Raw genomic sequence first — 22,573 nt, 5'->3', positions numbered from 1 at the left:
TTTCAAAGCGCCTGTCGATTTTCCGAGGGCAACTTCGTCGTCAATATGAGCGGGTTCATTTGAGCGGCAATGGTGCCGGCGGCTCGTTTCTGGAGGAATGTCCCATGCGTTTCATGTCTATCGTCACTTCCACCGATTTCATGCAGCCGACACCGGAGCTCATGGAAGCCATGAGCAAGCTTGCCGATCGGGAGATCAAAGCCGGTCGCATGATCGACACGGCGGGCTTGATGCCGCTTGCGACCGGCGCTCGGGTTACAATCCGGAATCGCGAATTGAGCGTCGTCGATGGTCCTTTCGTCGAGGCCAAGGAAGTCGTCGGCGGCTACGCGATCTTCGAGCTGCAGAGCAAGGAAGAGGCCGTGGCGCTGGCGGTCGAGTTCATGCAGCTGCACAAGGATTTCATGCCCGGATGGGAGGGAACATGCGAAGTGCGCGCCTACTTCGAGCCGCATACGGAGGGTGTATGCGATCCGATTCCTCATGCAGCCGTCGCGCACTGATGATCGGCAATCGGGACAGGCGGCCGTGACGGCCGCCGGCACCCACCGGACGATCCTGGCGGTGTGGCGGATCGAGCAGCCCAGGCTGATCACCAGCCTGGCACGGATGTTGCGCGATGTGCCGCTCGCCGAGGATCTGACGCAGGAGGCTCTGGTCGCCGCCCTGGAGCGATGGCCGGAGGCGGGGATCCCGGAGCGGCCCGGCGCCTGGCTCATGGCGACGGCGAAACGCCGGGCGCTCGACCATTTGCGCCGTCGTCAGATGCTCGACCGCAAGCACGATATGATCGTTCGGGAGATGGAAGAGGATCAGCAGGTCATGCCGGATCTCGATGCCGCTCTGGATGATGATATCGGCGACGAAATGCTGCGGCTGGTTTTCACCGCATGCCATCCGCTGATATCGCGCGAGGCGCGCGTGGCGCTGGCCTTGCGGATGGTCTGCGGACTGACGACGGACGAGATCGCCAGGGCGTTTCTCCTGTCGGAAGCGACGATCGCCCAGCGCATCGTCCGCGCCAAGCGGACGCTGTCGGAATCGGGACTGGCTTATGAAACGCCGCATGGCGAGGAGCTATCGCAGCGGTTGGCCACGGTGCTGGAGGTCGTCTATCTCATCTTCAACGAAGGTTACACGGCGGCACGGGGCGAAAACTGGCTGCGGCTGCAGCTCTGTAACGAGGCGCTGCGATTAGGCCGGGTGCTGACATCGGTGGCGCCGCAGGAGCCGGAAGCGCATGCGCTGCTTGCCCTGATGGAATTGAATGCTTCCCGCGCGGCGGCGCGGACGGACGCCGCCGGTGATCCGGTCCTGCTGCTCGATCAGAACCGCGCGCTTTGGGATCAGTTGCAGATCCATCGCGGTTTACAGGCGCTGATGAAGGTGCGGGAGCTAGGCGGCGCCAGTGGCGTCTATGCCCTACAAGCAGCGATCGTCGCCTGCCATGCGAGAGCGCCGACGGCCGGGGAAACCGACTGGAGACGCATCGCCGAGCTCTATGCGGAGCTTGCCGCGATCCTGCCTTCACCCATCGTCGAGCTCAATCGTGCCGTTGCCATCGGCATGGTCGATGGCCCGGAGGCGGCGCTGGAGATCGTTGAGCAACTCGCGCACGAACCCGCGTTGAAAGAATATCATCTCCTGCCCAGCGTTCGCGGCGATCTTCTTTATAAGCTTGGCCGGTATGACGAGGCGCGCTGCGCCTTCGAGGCGGCCGCGGCGCTTGCCGGAAATCAGAGAGAGCGGGATTTGCTGATGCGCCGCGCGGCCGAAGCCGCCTGCGCCTGAGAAGAATGGACCCGCTCCTTGAAGAGCGGGTCGTGGTGTTTTGGCTTATTCGGCGGCCTGATAGTTTGCGGCTCTTGCCGCAGATGTCCGCGGGCCGACGGCGGCGAGCAGCGTGATCGCGACAGCCAGGATCGTTACGAAGCCGATACCGGCAATGTAGGGGTTCCAGCCGAAGCTTGGTGCCGCGCCGAAGACCGCCGACGTGGCCGCCAGGACGATGCCGCCGCCGATCTGGAACGAGGCGAAGAGCATGCCTGAAGCCAGGCCGGACTTATCCTCTTCGATATCAGACAATGCTGCGACCTGAATGGACGGATAGGTCATGGCATAGCCGACGCCGAGCAGCAGCTGGGAGATGGCGACCAGCACGATCGTGTCGATCTGGCCGACCGAGAGCACCCAGAAAATGTAACTGATGGCCTGCAGCCCGACGCCGAACGTCATCAGCAAAGTCGTTCCGCGATTCTGCCCGATCGTGGCGAAGCGCGGCGCCAGGAACATCACGCAGATCCCACCAACGGCGAAGGCGAAGCCGGTGGCGAAGGCCGACCAGCCGACCACATTCTGGTAGTAAAGCGTCGCGATGAACTGGAAGCCGACATAGGCACCCTGGAACAGCGCGGCGACGGCATTGGCGTGGCTGAGCTTGGCGCGCCGGAACATGGCAAGCGGCACCATCGGATCGCTATGCCGAGCCTCGACGAGCAGAAAGAGCAGAATCAGGACCAGAGCCGCCACCAGCGATCCCCACGTGGCAAATGCCTGCCAGCCCTCAGCCGCGGCGTTAGTGACGCCGAAGACGAAGAGCAGCAGTCCGGGGGTGATGGTGATTGCGCCTGCCCAGTCGAAGCGGGCGCGTGGGCCGGTTCGCTTGTGATCGGCGGGCAGGACGAAGGGGGCGACGATCAGCGCGAGGATGGCGACAGGCGCACCCATGACCAGGGTTGCCCGCCAGCTGATGATGGTCGCAGCACCACCCAGCACCATGCCGAGCACGAAGCCGGCGGCGCCTGTCGAGGAGAATACGCCGAGCGCCTTGGCGCGGGCGTTGCCTTCTCCGAAGACGGAGAGCAGCAGTGCGAGGGCCGCCGGCGCGGTGAAGGCGGCGGCGATACCCTTGATCAGGCGCGCGGCGATCAGGGTCGGCGCGCTATCGACGAAGCCGCCGGCAATGCTCGCGGCAGCAAAGACGCCGAGCGACCAGAGAAACACGCGGCGATGGCCGAAGAGATCGGCAACGCGGCCGCCGAGCAGCAGGAAGCCGCCATAGCCGAGCACATAGGCGCTGACGGCCCATTGCAGCGATGTCGCCTGTATGCCGAGCTCTTTCTGGATTGCGGGCAGGGCCACCCCAATGGTGGAGACGTCCATGGCGTCCAGGAAGTTGGCGGCGCAAAGCAGCAGCAACGCCAATCCAGCCCCGCTTCGGGTTTGGGAAGAAGTCATCGGGATCGTTCCTTTCTGTGCTGCCGCCTCTTGGGAGGTTGCAAACGGCAGGGAACGAGAAAATGTACACGTTCAAACCCTATTGCAAATTGATAGTAACCATGTCAGGTATTACTGGCGATGATGAATGATGCAACGCTTCGAAAAATCGATCTCAATCTGCTGCTCGCCTTTTCCGTGCTGATGCAGGAGCGGAATGTGAGCCGTGCGGCCGAGCGCCTGTTGCTGGGTCAGCCGGGTCTTTCCGCAGCACTTCGCCGGCTGCGCGAGACGCTGGATGACGAATTGTTCGTGCGCGTCGGGCGCGGTTTGCAACCGACGCCGCGAGCGCTTTCCATTGCGCCGGCGATCGAGGATGCTCTGTCCGGCATCGAGCGCGCCATTCGCCCGCCGGCGGCTTTCGATCCGGCGGACTGGCAGGGCGAGTTCCGTGTCGGCATGTGCGACAATCTCGAATCGTCCTTCTTCGGGCCGCTGGTGGCGCGGCTGCGTCAGCTGGCGCCGAATGCCCGGCTGGTCAGCGTGGCGTTCGATAAGCGCGACGCTGCGCGCCTGCTGGACGAGGGCGCCTATGACTTCAGCATCTCCGTGCATGACGAGCCCGCCTCCTGGCATATTCGCGCGCCGTTGTTCGAGCAGGCATCGCTCTGCATCTACGATCCCCGCCATCTCAAATGCCCCGCACCGCTTACACTGAAGCATTTTGCCACTGCGCCGCATGTGACCGTGTCCATTGAAGGCACCATATCCACAAACGTGGATGCCGCTCTGGCGCGCCTCGGTTATCGTCGCCAGGTCGTGGCGACCGCGCCGCGCTTTTCCGCTCTGCCGATGACATTGCAGGCCATTCCGGCCATTGCGACCATCCCGGAATCTATCGCCCGCTGCATGGCGCAGCTGCACGATCTGACGATTTCGGTGCCGCCATTCGAATTGCCGGCCGACCCGGTGACGATGCTCTATCGGCGCATCGACCAGGCCGACAGCCGGGCAGTGTGGCTGCGCCGCCTGTTCGTCGAGGTGGTGGCGGATGCGCTGGAGGCGAGCGGCTGCAGCATGGGCGTTTCCAAGGCCGCTTGCTGCTATGACCCGCCGGCCCTGGCCGAGGCGGTGTAACCCGAAAGCGGTCTTCATGGTGCGGCACACTCAACGCCTGTCCTTGCGTATGCCGGAAGACCGGGATCTCGCCTTTATTACAGCTCTTTTTGCCCGCCCCGAGCTTGTTGCCCATCGGCCGGATCCGACGCCGGATTCACCGGAGGAGAGTGCCCGGCGCCTTTCGCGCGACCGGGCGCACTGGCGCGTGCATGGATTTGGACGCTGGACGGTCGAGGCCGAGGGACGGCCGATCGGGTTCGGCGGCGTGACCGTCTCGAAGGAGTTCGAGGGGCTCAATCTTTCCTATCACCTGCATCCCGATTGCTGGGGACGCGGCTATGCCACGGAACTGGTGAAGGAGGCTCTGGCCTTTTCGCGCGACGACTTGCATGCCAAGCGAGTGATCGGCCTCGTTCGTCCCGTCAATATGGCTTCCCGGCGCGTGCTCGAAAGATGCGGTTTCGACTTCGAGCGGGACGTGATGCTGCATGGCGCGCCGACACATTTGTTTTCATGCGAACTGGAGCCGTCGAGCGGCGGTACGATCGAGTAGAGCCAGCTCACGGTACCTTCACGATTTCTTTATCCCGATAGACCCGATGTCGCATTGCCGTTCGGCCCGCTCGGATTAATTTGCTTGAGAGATCGATCCTAGAAACGCAACGCCACCAATCAGCCGTTGCAGCGCACCCGATGTTGTCGGGGTCGGTGTCCGCCTAGCGCTGACGGGAACCTTCCCCGCGCAAAAAGGCGCACGAATATTTCGAACATCTGGAGCTGGATATGCAACATCCCGGCGAACTTGAGATTTCCCGACGCGATCTGCTTGTCGCATCCGCGGCAACCGCCCTCGTGACGGGTGCGACATCCCAGGCCCTGGCACAGGAGGCCGGACCGACCGCTTCCCCCACCACCATGACAGTATCCTTCCGAGTGAACGGCGAGCGCCGCGAACTCGATCTGGACACGCGCACCTCGCTTCTCGACGCCTTGCGAGAACATCTGCATCTGACGGGCACGAAGAAGGGCTGCGATCACGGCCAGTGCGGCGCCTGCACGGTCATGGTCGATGGGCGGCGCATCAATTCCTGTCTCACTCTTGCCGTGATGCATGAAGGCAATAGCATCACGACGATCGAAGGCCTCGGAGAGCCGGGTCACCTGCATCCTATGCAGGCGGCCTTCGTGAAGCATGACGGTTTTCAATGCGGATACTGTACGCCGGGCCAGATCTGTTCCGCCGTCGCCGTGCTGGAGGAGATCAAGGCCAACATACCCAGCCAAGTATCCGGCGATCTGACGACTGCCACCGAAATAAGCGATGCGGAAATACGGGAACGGATGAGCGGCAATATCTGTCGCTGCGGCGCCTACTCCAACATCGTCGATGCCATCAACGAAGTTGCGGGGAGGAAGGCATGAAACCCTTTTCCTATGAGCGCGCCACCTCGGCCGAGCAGGCCGCAAACGCTGCGGCGGCAAATGACGGTGCGAAGTTCATCGCCGGCGGCACCAATCTGCTTGACCTGATGAAGCTGCAGATCGAAACACCAACGCATCTGATCGACGTCAACGGCCTTGGCTTCGACAGGATCGAGGCGACACCGGAGGGCGGGCTGCGCATCGGCGCACTGGTGCGCAACACCGATCTGGCGGCGGACGAGAGGATCCGCCGCGATTATGGGCTGCTGTCGCGCGCGCTGCTTGCCGGCGCTTCGGGGCAGCTCAGAAACAAGGCGACTACGGCGGGCAATCTGCTGCAGCGGACGCGCTGTCCCTATTTCTATGACACCAATCAGCCTTGCAACAAGCGCCAGCCGGGCAGCGGCTGTTCGGCCATTGGCGGCTTCAGCCGGCAGCACGCTGTCGTCGGTGTCAGCGATGCTTGCATCGCCACTCATCCGAGCGATATGGCGATTGCCATGCGGGCCCTCGATGCTGTCGTCGAAACTGTCCGGCCAGACGGCACCAAGCGCAGCGTCCCGATCGCCGATTTTCATCGTCTTCCGGCCGACACGCCGAACATCGAGAATATCCTTGAACATGGCGAGCTGATCGTGGCGGTCGTCCTGCCCAAACCCGTTGGCGGCAAGCATATTTACCGCAAGGTTCGTGACCGCGCCTCCTATGCCTTCGCGCTCGTATCGGTCGGAGCCGTCATCCACGAGGATGGAACCGGGCGTGTCGCCGTTGGTGGCGTTGCCCACAAGCCGTGGCGCGTGGAGGCGGCCGAAGCCGAGCTTCCGAACGGGGCAAGAGCGGTGACGCAAAAGCTCCTGGCCGGCGCCCATCCGACAGAGCAGAACGCATTCAAGGTGACGCTGGTCGAGCGAACGCTCGGGGCTGTTATCGCGCAGGCGAGGGGGTGAGAGATGAGGTTCGACACACCAGCAACGATAAATCCCATCGACCAGCTCAAGGTGGTCGGCAAGCCCATCGAGCGCATTGACGGCCAGCTGAAGACCACTGGCCGGGCGCACTATGCCTATGAGTGGCATGATCCCAACGTCGCCTATGCCTACGGCTATGTGATCGGATCGGCGATCGCCAAGGGCAGGATCGCATCCATGGATATCACCGAGGCCAAGCGTGCGCCCGGTGTGTTCACCATCCTGACTGCCGATAGCATGGAGCCCGTGAAGAAAGGCTCGGCCAACACGGCGAGTCTTTTCGGCGGCAAGGAGATCCAGCACTATCATCAGGCGATCGGGCTCGTCGTCGCCGAGACTTTCGAGCAGGCACGGGCGGCTTCCTATCTCGTCAAGGTGCAATATGAGGCCGAGAAGGGGGCATTCGATCTGGCGGCCGCGATGCAGGACGCCGTCAAGCCGGGGAGAGGCGCGCCGGACTCCGCCGCAGGCGATTTCGACCATGCCTTCGCTATCGCCGCAATCACGCTGGACGAGACTTACACCACGCCTGACCAGTCGCATTCCATGATGGAGCCGCACGCATCCATTGCCGCCTGGAACGGCGATGAGGTCACCGTCTGGACATCCAGCCAGATGATCAACCCGTGGCGGAGGGACCTCGCCATCGCATTGGGTGTGGACAAGGAAAAGGTCCATCTGATGAGCCCGTTCATTGGCGGCGGCTTCGGATCGAAGCTGTTTCTCAGGGCGGATGCCGTGCTTGCCGCCCTTGGAGCGAAGGCTGCGGGACGCCCCGTGAAGGTCGCGCTGACGCGGCCCTTCCTGATGAACAACACCACCCATCGTCCGGCAACCATCCAGCGTATCCGCATCGGCGCCGACCGGGATGGCAAGATCACGGCCATCGGTCACGAAAGCTGGTCGGGCAATCTTAAGGGCGGCGGTCCTGAAAATGCCGTGCAACAGACGCGGCTGCTCTATGCCGGCGCGGGCCGGATGACGAGGACCAGGCTTGCGGCGCTGGATCTTCCCGAGGGCAACGCCATGCGCGCTCCCGGAGAGGCGCCCGGGCTCATGGCGCTCGAGATCGCCATGGATGAAATGGCCGACCGGCTCGGGCTCGACCCGGTCGAATTCCGCATCATCAACGATACGCAAGTGGATCCGGAAAATCCCGACCGGCCATTCTCCCATCGCAATCTCGTCGGCTGCCTGCGGACGGGCGCCGAGCATTTCGGCTGGGAGACGAGAAACAGCCGGCCGGGCAGCCATCGTGACGGGCAATGGCTTGTCGGCATGGGCGTCGCCTCGGCGTTCCGCAACAATATGGTGGTGGCCTCGGGCGCACGCGTCATGCTCGATCGTGACGGCGTGATCACGGTGGAAACCGATATGACGGATATCGGTACCGGCAGCTACACCATCATCGCGCAGACCGCGGCCGAGATGCTTGGCGTGCCGATGGACAAAGTGGCCGTGCAGCTCGGCGATTCGCGCTTCCCCGTTTCTGCCGGGTCCGGCGGGCAACGGGGTGCCAACAGCTCCACCGCTGGCGTCTATGCCGCATGCGCCAAGCTGCGCGAGGCGATCGCGCAGAAGCTCGGCTTCAATTCTGCCGATGTCACCTTCGCCGATGGCGAGGTCCGGTCCGGCAACCGGCGTATGCCGCTCTCGCAGGCAGCCGGACAGGACGGGATCATTGCCGAGGATACGATCGAATATGGCGACTTCCAGAATACGCACCAGCAATCCACCTTCGGCGCCCATTTTGTCGAGGTGGGCGTCGACGTCGCGACCGGCGAGACCCGGATCCGGCGGATGCTGGCCGTCTGCGCCGCCGGCCGCATCCTCAATCCGCTGACTGCACGCAGCCAGGTGATCGGCGCGATGACCATGGGCGTGGGCGGCGCGCTTTCCGAGGAGCTTGCGGTGGACAGGACGCGCGGCTTCTTTGCCAATCACGACCTTGCGGGATACGAAGTGGCCGTGCACGCCGATATTCCGCATCAGGAGGTGATTTTCCTTGATGAGGCCGATCCGATGTCCTCGCCGATGAAGGCCAAGGGCGTCGGCGAGCTCGGCCTCTGCGGCGTTGCCGCCGCCATCGCCAACGCTGTCCACAATGCGACGGGGGTGCGCGTGCGGAACTATCCTCTCACGCTGGACAAGCTGATCCACCAGCTTCCCGAGCTTAGCTGACAAGGGAGGGCGCGCGCCGCTGACCGGGCGGCAGCATTGAAGTCCGCGCCCACTTTCCCCTCAACCAGGTTGCATGGCGACCTGGAGCGGTTACGCGTTTCACGGAATCGCCTCACCGCTCTATGCTATTGTTTTTGCGCAATTCCGGACGGAAAACCGCTACACACTTTTCCTGGAATTGCGCTAGCCGTCCGGATAAGGCATGCCATCCTTGTGCACGAACCGGCCGTCCGTGCTGGAGCTCATCATGTCGATATCGGAGCAGGTGATGAGGTCGGTCGGCGAACGCGTGCCGGCTTCGAGATAAACAGCCGTCGTGTCCGACTTGTTGATCATGTGATGGCCGTTTCCGGAGCCCTTCGGGAAGGCAGCGCAATCCCCGGCGCGCAGCACCGTCTCGCCCTCATCCTCGATCAACGTCAGCTCGCCCTCCAGCACATAGACGAACTCGTCCTCCTCAGAATGCCAATGCCGCTGGCTCGACCAATTGCCCGGCGGCAGCCGCATGAGATTGACCCCGAAATCCGTGAGACCGCCGGTATCCCCCAGCCGTTGCCGAATGCGCTCAGCACAGGGATCGTTGAATGGGGCGGGGTAGCGGGTGCCTTTGATCTTCGGTACGGCTGCAATGTCGATCTTCGGCATGATGGGTCCTGCCTGTGATTTTCTACGCATGTGGTGTGCGACGATTTAGTGGGGGTTGCTGCGCGTGGTCTAGGGATATGTCGTGGACAACTTACTGCTTTTAGGCCGTAGGATAGTAGTGATGCTATCCCGCAAAGGTCACTTTGTGGGCATGTCCGACGCCTCACGAGTTCATGTGAGGCTACGAACTTGGGAATTTCATGGCCGATCGGTACCGGGGCGGTTGCTAAGCGCATCATTCGTCGGTTTTGAAAGTCAGTTTTCTTTCGACGTGATCGACCTTAAACAGATGGCGCGACGCGATTGCGGTTTCCAAGGCTTTTTCGGTTGCCGCTGTACCATTTACCGAGATGGTCCAGAAAAAAGGATCAAAGGACTTCAATTCCCCGCCTTCGTCCTCCGTGCTCGTTCGCTCCAAAACGATTTGGCCGTCTGCGCGGCAAATATAGGCGAGATCAACGGTATTTTCGGTGGTTCTGGTGATTAGAATTGTGATCTGGTCTGTTACTTCCATTGATACCGTTTCGCCCACTGCGACGGCGTCTTTAACTTCTTCAACCGCGTGCTCAGTCATTGGCGGTTCAGTGGCTGGCTTTTCAACGTCAGCGAACAATTCATGTACTTCATCGCGTGTCGCAACTAGCATATTTGCTGCCAGCGATAAGAAGAGCGAAGAATATCTCTCCTCGACAGGGCTGGGCAGTCCTCGCCCCCGCTCGCTATTGCCGTTGCCCATTCGATAGAACGACATGGGAAGTCCATGAACATGGCTCGAAAGCAATATGTAAAGCCATCGGAACATTTTGACTTCCAATCCGGCTTTCTCGGCGATCTCCTCTAAGGGAAACAGATATGCTGTTTGGCCATGGAGTAATTTCTTATGCTTTTTAGGGTCCAAAGAATTGAAGTGCGCGTTGTTTTTAAGCCGGTCACGCAACTCGTCGGCTTGCTTTTCAAATGCAACAGTTTGTTCTTCATCCTCCAATGCCTCGAACATGCGGCGTCGGCTAACGCAGTCATGTAGGTTGAAAAGGTTCCAACGGCATTGCCATTCGTCATCACTGCATGGTTCGACACAAAGGTAGAAGAATGCGACTCTTAGCTCAATCATCGTCCTCGCGAGGCCAGCGAGGGACGCGTAATCCCAATGCTCAATTATCTTTTTCGCCCATGGCGTGTGGGGCGCAAGATTTAGAAGGCTGACTCCTCGCGTGATCATTGCAGTGAACAGAACTGATGCGTAGAAATGTTTTCCCGCCGGGGAGGGAATACCCGCATAGTTTTTAGAGGCGTACATGCATTCTCGCACGACATTATCCAACATATTCAATGCACTAAGGTAATCCTCTGAGACCTCTGGCCCTACATTTGCATCCTCTAAGACCGCTTCGAGATCGTATTCCGTGTCTTCAGACAATTTTTGCTCCCGAGTGTACAGCAATCAGCGATTCAACCACTCTGATTTTATCACCTTAGGTGCACCCTTCGGCAAGCTGCTACTTGCCAGTTCTGTCCCACGGCGATCGATATGTGCTGATACTAGGTTCCGCACGGCAACGGCGTAAACGACGCAGTCACACGGTGCGCCTCGTCTAGGTCACGGCGCTTGGCTAGCTTTTGGTTATTGTGCGCAGAGAGACGGAAAGGTACTGCTTGAAATTCCCCGTGCAGGGGTTGATCAACTCGGAAAGCTGACCTTTGACGTGCTCTGGGGCTGGCTTGCTGGCAAGCGCCTGTGGGGGGCGCCTGCGAAACTCGTAAATGTCGGATGGTCTGCGCTGCATGAAACTCAGTCCTGCCATCTAATGTATCCAACCCTTGTGCTCTAGCCATGTGAAGTAGCGGGCTATTGCTAAGGTCGTGGAAGCTCAGATGTTTTGAGCTTTCAATGCATTAGGAAAACGGTGGCGCACCCGACAGGATTCGAACCTGTGACCTTTGGAATCGGAATCCAACACTCTATCCAGCTGAGCTACGGGTGCATGCCTGAGGCGGGTTGAATCGCCTGTCCGATGGCTGGTTCTTAGCCTAGGAAGCGTTTGGCTTCAATGCGGAAAATTCAGGAAAGCGCAGATCGGTGGTTTTGAATGAACAAGGCCGCGGGCTTTTGGCGCGCGGCCTTGTGTCGTGGGTGGCCGTTTCGGCCTATTCGCGCATCGCGCCGGGGCCGGGGATGGCTTTGGGCGGCACCTTGCCGAGGATGATCATGCCGAGCACTTCGTCCTTGGTGACGTCTTCGGTGCGGGCGTGGCCGACGACCTGGCCGTTCTTCATGACAGAGACGCGGTCGGCGAGGTCGAAGACGTCGTGGATGTCGTGGCTGATGAGGAAGATGCCGATGCCTTCCTTCTTCAGCTGCTTGATCAGCTCGCCGACCTGCGCCGTCTCCTGCGGGCCGAGCGCCGCAGTCGGCTCGTCCATGATCAGGATGCGGGCGTCGAAAAGAATGGCGCGGGCGATCGCCACCGACTGGCGCTGGCCGCCCGAAAGCGCCTTCACCGGCTCCTTGAAGCGCTTGAAGTTGGGGTTGAGGCGCCCCATCACTTCGCGGGCCTTGGCTTCCATGGCGACGTCGTCGAGCGTGCCCCAGCGGGTCTGCAGCTCGCGGCCGAGATATAGGTTGGCGGCGGCGTCGACGTTGTCGGCGACGGCGAGCGTCTGGTAGATCGTCTCGATACCGTATTTCTTGGCGTCGCGCGGGGTGCGGATATCGACGGGTTCGCCGTTGATCAGGATATCGCCGCTGTCGCGCTTGTAGGCGCCGGAGAGGATCTTGATCAGCGTCGACTTGCCGGCGCCGTTGTGACCGAGGAGTGCTACGACTTCGCCGGGGTAGAGGTCCACCGAGGCATTGTCGACCGCGTGAATGCCGCCGAAGGAGATGGAAATGTTCTTCATTTCCACAAGCGGAGTGGTTTGATCCGTCATGGTTCAGAATTCCTTTTACTTGGCGCGCGAGCGGTAGACGATATCGAGCCAGACGGCGACCACCAGGACGATGCCGACGACGACGTTCTGAATTGGCGTATCGACATTGGCGAGGCCCATGCCCGATTGCAGCGATTGCATGACCAGCGCGCCGAGCATGGCGCCGGCGACCGTGCCGCTACCGCCGGCAAGCGACGTGCCGCCGATGACGGCGGCGGCGATGGTGAAGAGTTCGTAGGTGGTGCCCTGCGAGTTGACAGCCGAATTCAGGCGGGCTGTCGAGATCGCGGCGGCGACGGCGGCGAGGAAGCCCATCAGCGCGAAGATCTTGACGATGACCCAGCGGGTCTTGATGCCGGCAAGCTCGGCGGCCTCAGGATTGCCGCCGATCGCGAAGACATAGCGGCCGAAGCGCAGGCGCGTGGCGATGAAGGTCATCACGATGCCGATGAGGACGGCGATGAGAACCGGAACGGCAATGCCGTAGGGAATATCCAATCCCGCTTCCGGCCAGGTAATATTGTGTTCCGTGGCGTAGCGCTTGGCGATGCCGACGGGCCAGTTATAGCTGTTGAAGAGATAGATGGTGCCGAGCACCACGACCGAACCGAGGCAGCCCAGGAAATATTCCGCCCAGAGCGGGCGGCGCGGAAAACCGAAGCGCTTTCTCTGGCGGCGCGAGCCGACGATGCTGGCGACGATCATCACGCAGGCAAGCACGCCGACGACCCAGCTCCAGGTGGACCCGATCGAACCGGTGGCACCGCTGCCGCCCATGATGACGAAGGTGGAGTCCATCGGTGCTACGGTCTGGCCGCTGGTGACGTACCAGGCAAGGCCTCGCCAGACGAGAAGGCCGCCGAGCGTGACGATGAAGGAAGGGACATTCATGAAGGCGGTAATCGCGCCCTGGAAGGCGCCGATCGCCGTGCCGATCACCAGACCGCAGATGAGCGTGATGACCCAGGTCCATGAACTGTCGAAGCCGAGATATTGCGGCAGCCACTTGGCCTGGATGACGCCCATGATCATGGCGACGAAACCGAGCAGCGAGCCGACCGACAGGTCGATGTTGCGCGTGACGATGACCAGCACCATGCCGGTGGCGAGGACTGCGATTTCGCAGGTCTGCACCGAGAGGTTCCAAAGGTTTCTGGCGGTCAGGAATTCGCGGCCGTCGAATATCCGCAGATAAAGATCGAAGCCGATCCAGATGATCAGCAGCGCTCCGATCATGCCGAGCAGGCGGGTATCGATTTCGGTGGCACGCAGGAAGCGGGTGATCGCGCCGGCTTCTGCATTGCGGGGACCGCTCGATGTGGTGGACTGTGTCATGTCGGCCATCGCTTTGCCGTTCTCCCTCTATCGGGCGCGGCCTGCGATGCATGCTGGGCTATCGCTGGCAACCGCGCCAATCTCAAAAAATGCATCATCGCCTGTCCAGCCGATCTTCGTCCGGTCCCGATGACCGCCATCCGGCAGGCCAAGAGGTATGCGATGGCACAGCACGCTGCGGGAAGCTCCGTCTCCAACTGCAAGGGGGAGTTGTCGGCTTCCAATCCGCATTCGACGCCGCAACGGGATGCCGCTGCGGCGTCGGTATTTCGATTGGTCAGTCGTTCAAGGACGGCTTACTTGCAAGCTGCGACGGCGCCGGTCTTAACGCCCTGGCAAGCTTCAGCCTTGGAGATCCATTTGGCGTCGATGACGACGTTCAGGTTGTCCTTGGTGATAGCGATCGGGGTCAGGAACACCGACTTCATCGGTACGTGCTTCGGGCCACCGTTGAAGGTCTGGACGCCGTCGATCTGGTCCATCGTCTTGCCGCCGGCAAGAGAGAGGGCGATTTCAGCGGCGCGCTTGCCGAGTTCACGCGAGTCCTTCCAGATGGAAACGGTCTGCGTGCCGAGCGCGATGCGGTTCAGGGCTGCCTTGTCGGCGTCCTGGCCGGAAACCGGGACGGAACCGGCGAGACCCTGGGCGTCGAGAGCGGCAACAGCGCCGCCGGCGGTGCCGTCGTTGGAGGCGACGACCGCGTCAACCTTGTTGTTGTTGGCGGTCAGGAACTGTTCCATGTTGCGCTGCGCGTTCTGCGGCAGCCAGCCGTCCGTATAGGCTTCGCCGACGTTCTTGATCTTGCCGGCGTCGATAGCGGGCTTCAGCACTTCTATCTGGCCGGAGAAGAGGAAGTCGGCGTTCGGGTCGGACGACGAGCCCTTGATGAACACGTAGTTGCCTTCCGGCTTGGCCTTCAGCACTTCGCGAGCCTGCATGCGGCCCACTTCCTTGTTGTCGAAGGTGATGTAGAACGCTGCCGGGTTTTCGATCAGGCGGTCGTAACCGACGACCGGAATGCCTTCGTCGGCGGCCTTCTCGACGGCCGGGCCGATGGCGTCGGAGTCCTGAGCGAGGATGATGAGAGCGTTGGCGCCCTGGGAAATCAGGGATTCAACGTCGGTCAGCTGCTTGGAAGCGGAAGACTGGGCGTCAGCGGAAATATACTTGGCGCCGGCTGCTGCGAGTGCCTTCTTGATGGCGGCTTCGTCGGTCTTCCAACGCTCTTCCTGGAAGTTGGACCAGGAAACGCCAACGACGAGATCCTTGGCGAAGGCAGCCGTCTGCATGGTCAAAACGATGGCCGCGCCCGCAGCCAGCTTGATAAAAGCTTTCATATTATCCTCCCGAGTGAGTGCGACCGCACGTGTCCTGAACTCCCGTTGGCCGCCGCGATATCGCTGACGAGAAAAGGTTTGGATTTTTTTCTCGACAGTCGAGAAATTTAGTGTCAGAGATTTTTTCAACTGTCAACACCCGCACTGCCAGCTTTCATCGGCCATCCGGAAGAGCCATCAGGAGATGCGGAGGGGAGGGTGGAATGAGCGGGAGGCTTGACGATGCTGGCCAAATCGAGCACCGAATTGGTCCGTCAGAGGAACAGCGCCTTGGTGCTGTCGGCGCTGCGCCGGCACGGCCCTCTCGCCCATACCGAACTTTCTGATTTCACGAAGCTTTCGTCTGCGACCGTATCGGTCATAACAGCGGATCTGGAGCGGGCGCAGATCATCGAGAAGGCCGAGCAGCAGGCGGCCAGCGGCCGCGGGCGGCCGCGCGTGCTATTCTCGCAGCGGCGCGATTGCGGCTATCTCATCGTCGTCGTCATCTCCTCGGATGCCGTGCAATATTCGCTCGTCGACTATGCCGGACGGCTTATCGACCGTTTCACCGAGGACCGGCCGCAGGAGGTTTCCGGCGTCGGCTCGTTCGTGGCCAGCCTGCGCGACGCATTGAGCCGAATCGTGGCGCGCTCGCAGCTGTCTCGCGACAAGGTCTTGATGATTTCGATCAGCAGCAAGGGGCTTGTCGATGCCTCCGAGCCGGTGCTGCGCTGGTCGCCGATCTTCGGGCGTGACGAGATCGATTTTGCAGCCGTGCTTCGCGACGAGTGGCCGGCGAAGATCATCCTCGGCAACGAGACCCTGCTTGTCGCCTCGGCGCTCGGACGGCAGGAGGAAAACCGGAAGGGTTTCGATTTCCGGGCATTGGCGGCATTGTCGCTGGGCCACAGCATCGGTCTCGGCATCGTGCGTCGCGATGACGAGGGCGGCCATCATATATCGGCACCGAACTTCGGGCACATGATGCACGTGCCTGGCGGCGGCCTCTGCCGCTGTGGTGCGCGCGGCTGCATCGAGGCCTATGCGGGTTTTTATGCCATGTTGCGCACGGCCTTCGACGTGCCGCTCGATACCATCCCGGCGAAGTTCGTTCCCATTGCAGAGCTGGACAAGATCGCGGCCAGCGCGCGGCATGGCGGACGCCGCAACCAACTGGCCTTTCGCCAAGCGGGGCTGGCACTCGGCAATGGCCTTTCGCGGGTGCTAAGCCTGCATGAGCGCATGCCGATCGTCATCACTGGCCCGGGCGTGCGCTATTACGATCTGCTGATCGAGGGTATACAGGAGGGTTTGGCGGAGTCACATGTCGTGCGCATGGAGGGCATGCCGGAGCTGCGCGTCATCGTAGACGAGCAGACGCTCGTCTTCGAAGGGCACTTGAACCGAGCCCTTTCGATCATCGACAATGATGTCGTGAGGAGGGGGGCTTCGGTCGTGGAACTGCGCGACCAGGCCGTTTGAGCAAGGAATAAAGCAGCCCCGAACAGAATGGGTATCCGGTAGGGCTGAGGCCTTCAGATCAATCCGGTGCGCCAAGGTCTCGATCTTCCTCGCGAATATCCAGAATTCGATCTATCAACCCCCATTCGAGTGCTTGCTCCGTGGTCATGAAGTTATCGCGGTCCATGGCGCGCTCGAATTCTTCGTAAGAGCGTCCGCAATGCTCGGCATAGAGCCGGGTCATGCGATGCTTGGTGCGCCTGATTTCCTCGGCGTGAATCAGCATATCCGAAGCCTGCCCCTGGAAGCCGCCTAACGGCTGGTGGATGTGGATGCTGGCATTGGGTAAGGCGGCCCGCTGGCCAGGCTCGCCAGCCATCAGCAGGAACGAACCCATCGAGCGTGCGGTCCCCATGCAGAGCGTATGCACCGGCGCGCGGATATAGCGCATGGTGTCATACATTGCGAGGCCGCTGGTTATGACGCCGCCCGGCGAATTGATGTAGAGACTGATCGGCTTCTTCGGGCTTTCGGCCTCGAGAAACAGCAATTGCGCGCAGACCAGAGCGGAAACGGTGTCGTTCACCTCGCCATTGAGAAAGATAATTCTTTCACGCAGCAGGCGGGAATAGATGTCGAAAGATCGCTCTCCTCTGCTTGACTGTTCAACGACCATAGGGACGAGTTGCATCGCTTCGCGCATCGGCGAGCTCCAATCTTCCAGGATTTAACGATAGGTTCGCCGCGTCAGGCGGCGAGCGCGAGGGGGCCGTTATTGTTTGCTGCGGCACTCGTCATCCGGTCGAACCTTGCGTCGGTCAGTTCGTGGATGATCCGTAAGCTGGTTCCACCAGTCGCGTTCGGGGCGATCCTGAACGTTACGGTGCTTTCAAGGAATGGCGGGGTGTTGTCCCGCAGCCTGTAGCGGACTTCCTGACCGGGCGTGATGGATGTTGCTTCGGGATCGGCCAACGCGTTGCTCGGCAACCAGTTTTCCCGAAGCTCCGGAATGCTGATCGCGCGCCAAACCTTCTGCGGCGGCTCGTTGAGGTCGTATTCGAGCTCGATGCCGTCCTTGCGCTCTTCGGTCTTCACGTCGTTCATTGATCCATATCCTTCAGCAAGACCTTGAGAGCTTCGATGCGCGCCGGCCAGTAGGCGCGATACTTCGCCAGCCACTGTGCGATAAGAGCCAGCCCTTCCGGATCGACCTCATAATTCACGAAACGCCCTTGTCGTTCCTCCCTCACGAGCCCGGCACTCCGCAGAACCGAGAGGTGCTGAGACATCGCCGGCTGGCTGATCTCCATACCCTCGCGCAAGGCGCTGGCGTTCATGCCGCCTGCCGCCAGCTTCTCGAAGATCATGCGGCGGGTCGGGTCGGCCAAAGCTCGGAATATCTCATTTTCGATCATGCCGACAGATAAGCATACACTTATCTGATTCGCAAGAACTATTCGCTCGGGTCCTGCAGGCGGGTTCATTGCAAAAGCCCGCCGCAAACGATTTGCGACGGGCTTTTGCAATGTATTCATATTTTGATCGAGGCCGAGCCGTCGCTCAGCCGATCTTCACCAGCCGGCCTTCTTTAACGGATTGCAGCGCGGCGTCGGCGAGCTTCAGGGCTGCGAGGCCGTCGGCGCCCGAGGGCGTGATCGCGCCGCCCTTTTCGACAGCGGCGATGAAGCTGGCGATCTCGTTGGCATAGGCTTCGGTGTAGCGGGTCATGAAGAAGTCGTGCAGCGGCGGGCGGGTGTAGCCGTCGCCGTTGGCGACTTCGATGGAGAAGGGACGCTGATTTTCGGCTGATACCATTCCCTTCGAGCCGTGGATTTCGATGCGCTGATCGTAGCCGTAGGTGGCGCGGCGCGAGTTGGAGATGACGGCCTGCTTGCCCGATGCCGTCTGCAGGATGACGGAAACGCTGTCGTAGTCGCCGGCTTCGCCGATCGCCTTGTCGACCAGCACGGCGGCGGTTGCGGTAACGGCGACCGGCTCCTCGCCGAGCAGGAAGCGGGCCATGTCGAAGTCATGGATGGTCATGTCGCGGAAAATGCCGCCGGAGCGCTTGATATAGTCGACGGGCGGGGCGCCCGGATCGCGCGAGGTGATCGTCACCATCTCGACTGTGCCGATGCGGCCGTCGTCGATCGCCTTCTTCACTGCCATGAAATGCGGGTCGAAGCGGCGGTTGAAGCCGACCATCAGCTTGCCCTTGACCTCGTCGACGACCTTGATGCAGGCCTTGACGCGGGCAACGTCGAGATCGATCGGCTTTTCGCAGAAGACCGCCTTGCCGGCGCGGGAAAAGCGTTCGATGAGATCGGCATGGGTATCGGTCGGCGTGCAGATCACGACAGCATCGATATCCCTAGCGGCTTCGATCGCCTCGATGGTGCGCACTTCGCAGCCATAGGCCGCGGAGATCGCTTCCGCGGCGGCCGGAAACGCATCCGCGACAGCCACGAGCTTGGCATTGGCGTCAGCGCTCACGGCTTTCGCATGTACCTTACCGATACGTCCTGCGCCGAGCAGGCCAAATCTGACAGTCATTCCTACCTCCCTGGATTCGGAACAAATGAACCGAATAACGATCTATATGGAATTTTCATTCCATTTTCTGGAGGCGGCGTCAAGCCGCCTGTCCTTCACAATTTCGAAAATCATCATGCCATGTCGGCTTGTCCGGAATTTGCCGATACCAGCTTATTTTATTCAAACCGCTTCACAGTTTTCCCGATGATGCGCTAAAGACAAGTCTCCTTGAACAGGCGAGCGAGACCCATGCAACTGATCGACCCCAGCCACCCCATCTACAAGCCGCTTTGGGTGCGGATCCTGATCGTTGCCGTCTGTTTTGGCTGGGCAATTGTCGAGACCCTTGGTACGCAGCCTTTCTGGGCCGTGCTTTCGGGTGCACTTGGCGCCTATGCGGCCTGGATGCTGCTCTTGAATTTCAAGCCGCAGCCGCCCGCTGCAAATGTCGAAGCACCGCTGCAGGACGATGCGGGCGAAGACGACACGTCGGCGGACGACAAGAAGTGATCATCGCGTGAGGCGGCGTATGGCTTCATCGATCAGCTGATTGGCGAGCGTCATGCGGGCCGTTGCCTGCTCGCGGAAGGGGGCGGCCACACTGTCGGGGTGGTTGGCCTTGGCGAAGCCACGGCGTTTTTCATGCAGGGACTGGAGGGTGCTGTCGGAAGTGATTGCCAGTTCCGCCGCCACTTCTTCCCGCGAGGTCCGCGCCAGATGTTCCGGCATAACAGGCGGCTCCGGCTCTTTCGGCGTGGGTGCCGGCTCCGGCTCGGGCGGGATGATCGGCTCGCCAAGATTGTCGCGATAGGCTTCGTCGAGATGGGATGCCTCAGGCGTTTCGCCGCCGGGAACAGTTGCGGCAAAGCTCACATTAAGGCCGCGGATGCGATGCGCGGCCTCTTCATTCTCGGAAAGGTCCTCTTCTGAATCGAGGCGATCGAGAACGGATTGAAACAATGATTGCTTGAACAGCATGCGGGCCTCCACGCCAACGTCCATAACGCTGGAAGTTGGCGTGGAGCTTATGAGGTAGCGGTCGCATTCCAGGCGCGCTTTATATCAGTGCGAGGTTCCGGCTCTCTTCCAGGATCATATCGTGCAGCAGCCTGGCGCTCGGCGGCATGGCGCGCTCGCGGGCGGTGATGAGGCTATAAGGCTTCACATCGATATCGAAATCGATCGGCAGGATGCAGGATTCGCCAGCCTGCGATGACTGTCCACAGATGAATTGCGCCATATCGAGCGCTATGGGGGTGATAGCCTCCGTCTTGCAGACCACGGCAAGGGTCAGCAGCAGCGAGGATGTGTTGATGATGTTTTCGGGCAGGGGCACGCCGGCGGCAAGGAAGATGTCCTCTACCTTGCGGCGGAGCAATGTGCCCGGCGGCTGGAACACCCAGTCATAAGCCGCAAGGTCCTCCAGGCTGGCGACGCCCTTTGCAAGCAGCGGATGCCCGTTGCGGACCACGAGACAGGCCTTTTCGATGCCGATCTCATGGGCCGTGAACAGGCGCGGATTGAGATCGTCAGGAATGCGACTGATGATGAAGTCGTGGCGGGCGGCCAGCAGCTCGCGAGCGAGCACGTTGCTGTTGTCCACCTCGATATTGATCTCGATACCGGGATAGGTGCGCGTGACGCGTTGGATCGCTGGCACAACGAGGCTGATCGCCGGGGCCGTGACGGCGCCGAGGAAAACGGAGCCGCCCTTGCCAGTGCGCAATGCGCCGATCTCCCGGCCCGCCTCGCGCAGCTCGAGCAGGATCTTGCGTGCCCGCTTTGCCAGCGCAAGGCCAAAGGAGGTGAGCACGACGCCGCGGGCGACGCGCTCATAGAGAGGGCTTTTGACAATCGACTCCATTTCAGAGAGCATGCGCGAAGCCGCAGGTTGTGACATGTTCATGGACTCAGCGGCGGCGGAAATCTGCCCATGGTCCTCGATCGTGACGATCATGCGCAGGTGATTGAGCTTCAGACCGGCTTTCAGCAGCGTATCGTCGCGAAAATTGTCGGAATGAATCTCAATGCCATCGCTCAAATAGTCGTTATATATTTTCTCCATGGCGGCCAAATTTCCCATTCGTCGGCAAAAAAGTACTATTTTTTAACATTATACCAAACTTGATATGTGTTTTGCCAGTTATTCTATTTGACAGTTATACGAAATCGTACGAGTTTGCCGATCGTGCGCTGGTTGCAACTCATAACAGGTGAGAGCGTGGAGGAGACCTACTTCGTTTCTCACAATTAGAAGTAAACCATTCCTTCTACGGAACCTGCCGCAGTTTCGGGCGGGCGTTTTTTCGTCCGCCACACTATTAACAAGGGAGAGAGTAATGAAATCCATTATCTCATTGATGACCGGCGTTGCGCTCGGCGTCGCTACGCTGGTGGCACCTGCCTTCGCGGCAGACAAGGGCACCGTTGGTATCGCAATGCCGACCAAGGCTTCGGCTCGCTGGATCGATGACGGCAACAACATCGTCAAGCAGCTTCAGGCTGCCGGCTACGGCACCGACCTGCAGTATGGCGACGACGACATTCCGAACCAGCTCTCGCAGATCGAAAACATGGTCACGAAGGGCGACAAGGTCCTCGTCGTTGCCTCGATCGACGGCACCACGCTGTCCGACGTTCTGCAGAAGGCTCATGATGCCGGCATCAAGGTCATTGCCTATGACCGTCTGATCCGCAACAGCGGCAATGTCGACTATTACGCTACGTTCGACAACTTCAAGGTCGGCGTCCTGCAGGCTGGCTCGATCGTCGACGCCCTCGGCCTCAAGGATGGCAAGGGCCCGTTCAACATCGAGCTCTTCGGCGGTTCGCCTGACGACAACAACGCCTTCTTCTTCTATGACGGCGCAATGTCGGTTCTGAAGCCCTACATCGACAGCGGTAAGCTCGTCGTCAAGTCCGGCCAGATGGGCATGGACAAGGTCGGCACGCTGCGTTGGGATCCGGCAACGGCCCAGGCTCGTATGGATAACCTGCTGTCGGCTTACTACACCGATTCGCATGTAGACGCTGTTCTGTCTCCTTATGACGGTCTTTCCATCGGCATCCTGTCTTCGCTCAAGGGCGTTGGCTACGGCACCGGCGGCGTGAAGCTGCCAGTCGTCACCGGCCAGGACTCCGAAGTTCCGTCGGTTAAGTCCATCATCGCCGGCGAGCAGCACTCCACGATCTTCAAGGACACCCGTGACCTCGCAAAGGTCACCGTCGACATGGTCAACGCTCTGATGGAAGGCAAGACGCCTGAAGTCAACGACACGAAGACCTACGACAACGGCGTCAAGGTTGTTCCGTCCTACCTGCTGACCCCGGTCGCAGTCGACAAGAGCAACTACGAGAAGATTCTCGTCGAGGGCGGTTACTACAAGGCTGATCAGCTGAAGTAATTTTCCGATATACCGGTCAGGGCTCGCAGAAATGCGAGCC

At 60.7% G+C, this 22,573-nt stretch carries 22 protein-coding genes and 1 tRNA gene; 10 read left to right on the top strand and 13 right to left on the bottom strand.

The genetic code is table 11. From position 1 onward, the window contains the following. The first annotated feature begins 104 nt into the window (after nucleotides 1–104). The gene (locus JTP94_RS32895; protein WP_204854541.1) at nucleotides 105–503 is read left to right on the top strand and encodes a YciI family protein; all 399 of its coding nucleotides are present in this window, start codon (nucleotides 105–107) and stop codon (nucleotides 501–503) included. Beyond that, nucleotides 484–1,791 (top strand): RNA polymerase sigma factor, encoded by a 1,308-nt coding sequence (locus tag JTP94_RS32890; protein ID WP_210384347.1) that lies wholly within the window; start codon nucleotides 484–486, stop codon nucleotides 1,789–1,791. Before JTP94_RS32895 ends, JTP94_RS32890 begins: the two co-directional genes overlap by 20 nt. 45 nt (nucleotides 1,792–1,836) lie before the next feature. Here the strand turns inward: JTP94_RS32890 and JTP94_RS32885 are convergent, their stop codons facing one another. Beyond that, nucleotides 1,837–3,237: an MFS transporter gene (locus JTP94_RS32885; RefSeq protein ID WP_204854540.1), complete on the bottom strand. Its 1,401-nt coding sequence runs from the start codon at nucleotides 3,235–3,237 to the stop codon at nucleotides 1,837–1,839. A 120-nt stretch (nucleotides 3,238–3,357) separates the two neighbouring features. Here JTP94_RS32885 and JTP94_RS32880 point away from each other — a divergent pair, with 120 nt between their 5' ends. The 5 genes from JTP94_RS32880 (at nucleotide 3,358) to paoC (ending at nucleotide 8,906) form a co-directional block, all read left to right on the top strand. Next, nucleotides 3,358–4,353, top strand: a complete 996-nt coding sequence (locus JTP94_RS32880) for a LysR family transcriptional regulator (RefSeq protein ID WP_204854539.1) — start codon at nucleotides 3,358–3,360, stop codon at nucleotides 4,351–4,353. 16 nt (nucleotides 4,354–4,369) lie between these two features. Continuing rightward, a complete protein-coding gene (locus tag JTP94_RS32875) occupies nucleotides 4,370–4,888 on the top strand; it encodes a GNAT family N-acetyltransferase (protein ID WP_204854538.1) in 519 nt (172 codons plus the stop codon). A gap of 230 nt (nucleotides 4,889–5,118) precedes the next feature. Beyond that, on the top strand, nucleotides 5,119–5,757 hold the full coding sequence (paoA, locus tag JTP94_RS32870) for an aldehyde dehydrogenase iron-sulfur subunit PaoA (RefSeq protein ID WP_204854537.1): 639 nt from the start codon (nucleotides 5,119–5,121) through the stop codon (nucleotides 5,755–5,757). Continuing rightward, nucleotides 5,754–6,704 (top strand): xanthine dehydrogenase family protein subunit M, encoded by a 951-nt coding sequence (locus JTP94_RS32865; protein WP_204854536.1) that lies wholly within the window; start codon nucleotides 5,754–5,756, stop codon nucleotides 6,702–6,704. Before paoA ends, JTP94_RS32865 begins: the two co-directional genes overlap by 4 nt. Nucleotides 6,705–6,707: 3 nt before the next feature. Continuing rightward, nucleotides 6,708–8,906, top strand: a complete 2,199-nt coding sequence (paoC, locus tag JTP94_RS32860) for an aldehyde oxidoreductase molybdenum-binding subunit PaoC (protein ID WP_204854535.1) — start codon at nucleotides 6,708–6,710, stop codon at nucleotides 8,904–8,906. A 183-nt stretch (nucleotides 8,907–9,089) separates the two neighbouring features. On the opposite strand, the gene JTP94_RS32855 is transcribed toward paoC, so the two are convergent. The 6 genes from JTP94_RS32855 to xylF form a co-directional block, all read right to left on the bottom strand. After that, nucleotides 9,090–9,551 (bottom strand): cupin domain-containing protein, encoded by a 462-nt coding sequence (locus JTP94_RS32855; RefSeq protein WP_204854534.1) that lies wholly within the window; start codon nucleotides 9,549–9,551, stop codon nucleotides 9,090–9,092. A 235-nt stretch (nucleotides 9,552–9,786) separates the two neighbouring features. Continuing rightward, a complete protein-coding gene (locus JTP94_RS32850) occupies nucleotides 9,787–10,968 on the bottom strand; it encodes a DUF5677 domain-containing protein (RefSeq protein ID WP_204854533.1) in 1,182 nt (393 codons plus the stop codon). Between the two features lie 488 nt (nucleotides 10,969–11,456). After that, a tRNA-Arg gene (locus JTP94_RS32845) sits at nucleotides 11,457–11,533 on the bottom strand. A gap of 163 nt (nucleotides 11,534–11,696) precedes the next feature. Next, nucleotides 11,697–12,479: an ATP-binding cassette domain-containing protein gene (locus JTP94_RS32840; RefSeq protein WP_034503944.1), complete on the bottom strand. Its 783-nt coding sequence runs from the start codon at nucleotides 12,477–12,479 to the stop codon at nucleotides 11,697–11,699. A gap of 15 nt (nucleotides 12,480–12,494) precedes the next feature. After that, complete coding sequence (locus JTP94_RS32835) at nucleotides 12,495–13,823, bottom strand: sugar ABC transporter permease (protein WP_204854532.1); 1,329 nt, start codon at nucleotides 13,821–13,823, stop codon at nucleotides 12,495–12,497. A gap of 287 nt (nucleotides 13,824–14,110) precedes the next feature. Beyond that, on the bottom strand, nucleotides 14,111–15,151 hold the full coding sequence (xylF, locus tag JTP94_RS32830; RefSeq protein WP_204854531.1) for a D-xylose ABC transporter substrate-binding protein: 1,041 nt from the start codon (nucleotides 15,149–15,151) through the stop codon (nucleotides 14,111–14,113). Between the two features lie 222 nt (nucleotides 15,152–15,373). On the opposite strand from xylF, the gene JTP94_RS32825 reads away from it, so the two are divergent. Further along, nucleotides 15,374–16,615: an ROK family transcriptional regulator gene (locus JTP94_RS32825; protein WP_204854530.1), complete on the top strand. Its 1,242-nt coding sequence runs from the start codon at nucleotides 15,374–15,376 to the stop codon at nucleotides 16,613–16,615. Nucleotides 16,616–16,673: 58 nt separating this feature from the next. Here the strand turns inward: JTP94_RS32825 and JTP94_RS32820 are convergent, their stop codons facing one another. The 4 genes from JTP94_RS32820 to iolG all read right to left on the bottom strand — a co-directional run bounded on the left by JTP94_RS32820 (nucleotide 16,674) and on the right by iolG (nucleotide 19,147). After that, nucleotides 16,674–17,297, bottom strand: coding sequence for an ATP-dependent Clp protease proteolytic subunit (locus tag JTP94_RS32820; RefSeq protein WP_204854529.1), 624 nt, complete (start codon nucleotides 17,295–17,297; stop codon nucleotides 16,674–16,676). A gap of 44 nt (nucleotides 17,298–17,341) precedes the next feature. Then, nucleotides 17,342–17,698 carry an SRPBCC domain-containing protein gene (locus JTP94_RS32815; RefSeq protein ID WP_204854528.1) on the bottom strand — a complete coding sequence of 119 codons (357 nt, stop codon included), beginning with the start codon at nucleotides 17,696–17,698 and terminating at the stop codon, nucleotides 17,342–17,344. Then, nucleotides 17,695–18,009 carry a helix-turn-helix transcriptional regulator gene (locus JTP94_RS32810; protein WP_204854527.1) on the bottom strand — a complete coding sequence of 105 codons (315 nt, stop codon included), beginning with the start codon at nucleotides 18,007–18,009 and terminating at the stop codon, nucleotides 17,695–17,697. The genes JTP94_RS32815 and JTP94_RS32810 overlap by 4 nt, the downstream gene beginning before the upstream one ends. 145 nt (nucleotides 18,010–18,154) lie before the next feature. Next, the gene (gene iolG / locus JTP94_RS32805) at nucleotides 18,155–19,147 is read right to left on the bottom strand and encodes an inositol 2-dehydrogenase (protein ID WP_204854526.1); all 993 of its coding nucleotides are present in this window, start codon (nucleotides 19,145–19,147) and stop codon (nucleotides 18,155–18,157) included. A 231-nt stretch (nucleotides 19,148–19,378) separates the two neighbouring features. Between iolG and JTP94_RS32800 the strand changes: the two genes are divergently transcribed. Beyond that, nucleotides 19,379–19,639, top strand: coding sequence for a hypothetical protein (locus JTP94_RS32800; RefSeq protein WP_204854525.1), 261 nt, complete (start codon nucleotides 19,379–19,381; stop codon nucleotides 19,637–19,639). Here JTP94_RS32800 and JTP94_RS32795 read toward each other — a convergent pair whose 3' ends face one another. Together JTP94_RS32795 and JTP94_RS32790 are read right to left on the bottom strand one after the other, a co-directional pair. After that, nucleotides 19,640–20,107 carry a hypothetical protein gene (locus tag JTP94_RS32795; protein ID WP_204854524.1) on the bottom strand — a complete coding sequence of 156 codons (468 nt, stop codon included), beginning with the start codon at nucleotides 20,105–20,107 and terminating at the stop codon, nucleotides 19,640–19,642. A gap of 79 nt (nucleotides 20,108–20,186) precedes the next feature. Beyond that, nucleotides 20,187–21,194, bottom strand: coding sequence for a LysR family transcriptional regulator (locus JTP94_RS32790; RefSeq protein WP_204854523.1), 1,008 nt, complete (start codon nucleotides 21,192–21,194; stop codon nucleotides 20,187–20,189). Nucleotides 21,195–21,468: 274 nt separating this feature from the next. Between JTP94_RS32790 and chvE the strand changes: the two genes are divergently transcribed. Then, on the top strand, nucleotides 21,469–22,533 hold the full coding sequence (gene chvE / locus JTP94_RS32785; RefSeq protein WP_204854522.1) for a multiple monosaccharide ABC transporter substrate-binding protein: 1,065 nt from the start codon (nucleotides 21,469–21,471) through the stop codon (nucleotides 22,531–22,533). The last annotated feature ends 40 nt before the right edge of the window (nucleotides 22,534–22,573 follow it).

Source organism: Martinezella lusitana, from assembly GCF_016901135.1.
In the GTDB taxonomy this organism is placed as follows: domain Bacteria; phylum Pseudomonadota; class Alphaproteobacteria; order Rhizobiales; family Rhizobiaceae; genus Rhizobium; species Rhizobium lusitanum_D.
Note: the sequence above shows the minus strand (reverse complement) of the source record. Positions and strands in the feature narration are given on the sequence as shown.

What these genes read in the sequence shown, in the direction of transcription:
- JTP94_RS32895 (WP_204854541.1), top strand. Translation starts at nt 105, where the DNA reads ATGCGTTTCATGTCTATCGTCACTTCCACCGATTTCATGCAGCCGACA.
- JTP94_RS32890 (WP_210384347.1), top strand. Translation starts at nt 484, where the DNA reads ATGCAGCCGTCGCGCACTGATGATCGGCAATCGGGACAGGCGGCCGTG.
- JTP94_RS32885 (WP_204854540.1), bottom strand. Translation starts at nt 3,237, where the DNA reads ATGACTTCTTCCCAAACCCGAAGCGGGGCTGGATTGGCGTTGCTGCTG.
- JTP94_RS32880 (WP_204854539.1), top strand. Translation starts at nt 3,358, where the DNA reads ATGATGAATGATGCAACGCTTCGAAAAATCGATCTCAATCTGCTGCTC.
- JTP94_RS32875 (WP_204854538.1), top strand. Translation starts at nt 4,370, where the DNA reads ATGGTGCGGCACACTCAACGCCTGTCCTTGCGTATGCCGGAAGACCGG.
- paoA (WP_204854537.1), top strand. Translation starts at nt 5,119, where the DNA reads ATGCAACATCCCGGCGAACTTGAGATTTCCCGACGCGATCTGCTTGTC.
- JTP94_RS32865 (WP_204854536.1), top strand. Translation starts at nt 5,754, where the DNA reads ATGAAACCCTTTTCCTATGAGCGCGCCACCTCGGCCGAGCAGGCCGCA.
- paoC (WP_204854535.1), top strand. Translation starts at nt 6,708, where the DNA reads ATGAGGTTCGACACACCAGCAACGATAAATCCCATCGACCAGCTCAAG.
- JTP94_RS32855 (WP_204854534.1), bottom strand. Translation starts at nt 9,551, where the DNA reads ATGCCGAAGATCGACATTGCAGCCGTACCGAAGATCAAAGGCACCCGC.
- JTP94_RS32840 (WP_034503944.1), bottom strand. Translation starts at nt 12,479, where the DNA reads ATGACGGATCAAACCACTCCGCTTGTGGAAATGAAGAACATTTCCATC.
- JTP94_RS32835 (WP_204854532.1), bottom strand. Translation starts at nt 13,823, where the DNA reads ATGGCCGACATGACACAGTCCACCACATCGAGCGGTCCCCGCAATGCA.
- xylF (WP_204854531.1), bottom strand. Translation starts at nt 15,151, where the DNA reads ATGAAAGCTTTTATCAAGCTGGCTGCGGGCGCGGCCATCGTTTTGACC.
- JTP94_RS32825 (WP_204854530.1), top strand. Translation starts at nt 15,374, where the DNA reads ATGCTGGCCAAATCGAGCACCGAATTGGTCCGTCAGAGGAACAGCGCC.
- JTP94_RS32820 (WP_204854529.1), bottom strand. Translation starts at nt 17,297, where the DNA reads ATGCGCGAAGCGATGCAACTCGTCCCTATGGTCGTTGAACAGTCAAGC.
- JTP94_RS32815 (WP_204854528.1), bottom strand. Translation starts at nt 17,698, where the DNA reads ATGAACGACGTGAAGACCGAAGAGCGCAAGGACGGCATCGAGCTCGAA.
- JTP94_RS32810 (WP_204854527.1), bottom strand. Translation starts at nt 18,009, where the DNA reads ATGATCGAAAATGAGATATTCCGAGCTTTGGCCGACCCGACCCGCCGC.
- iolG (WP_204854526.1), bottom strand. Translation starts at nt 19,147, where the DNA reads ATGACTGTCAGATTTGGCCTGCTCGGCGCAGGACGTATCGGTAAGGTA.
- JTP94_RS32800 (WP_204854525.1), top strand. Translation starts at nt 19,379, where the DNA reads ATGCAACTGATCGACCCCAGCCACCCCATCTACAAGCCGCTTTGGGTG.
- JTP94_RS32795 (WP_204854524.1), bottom strand. Translation starts at nt 20,107, where the DNA reads ATGCTGTTCAAGCAATCATTGTTTCAATCCGTTCTCGATCGCCTCGAT.
- JTP94_RS32790 (WP_204854523.1), bottom strand. Translation starts at nt 21,194, where the DNA reads ATGGAGAAAATATATAACGACTATTTGAGCGATGGCATTGAGATTCAT.
- chvE (WP_204854522.1), top strand. Translation starts at nt 21,469, where the DNA reads ATGAAATCCATTATCTCATTGATGACCGGCGTTGCGCTCGGCGTCGCT.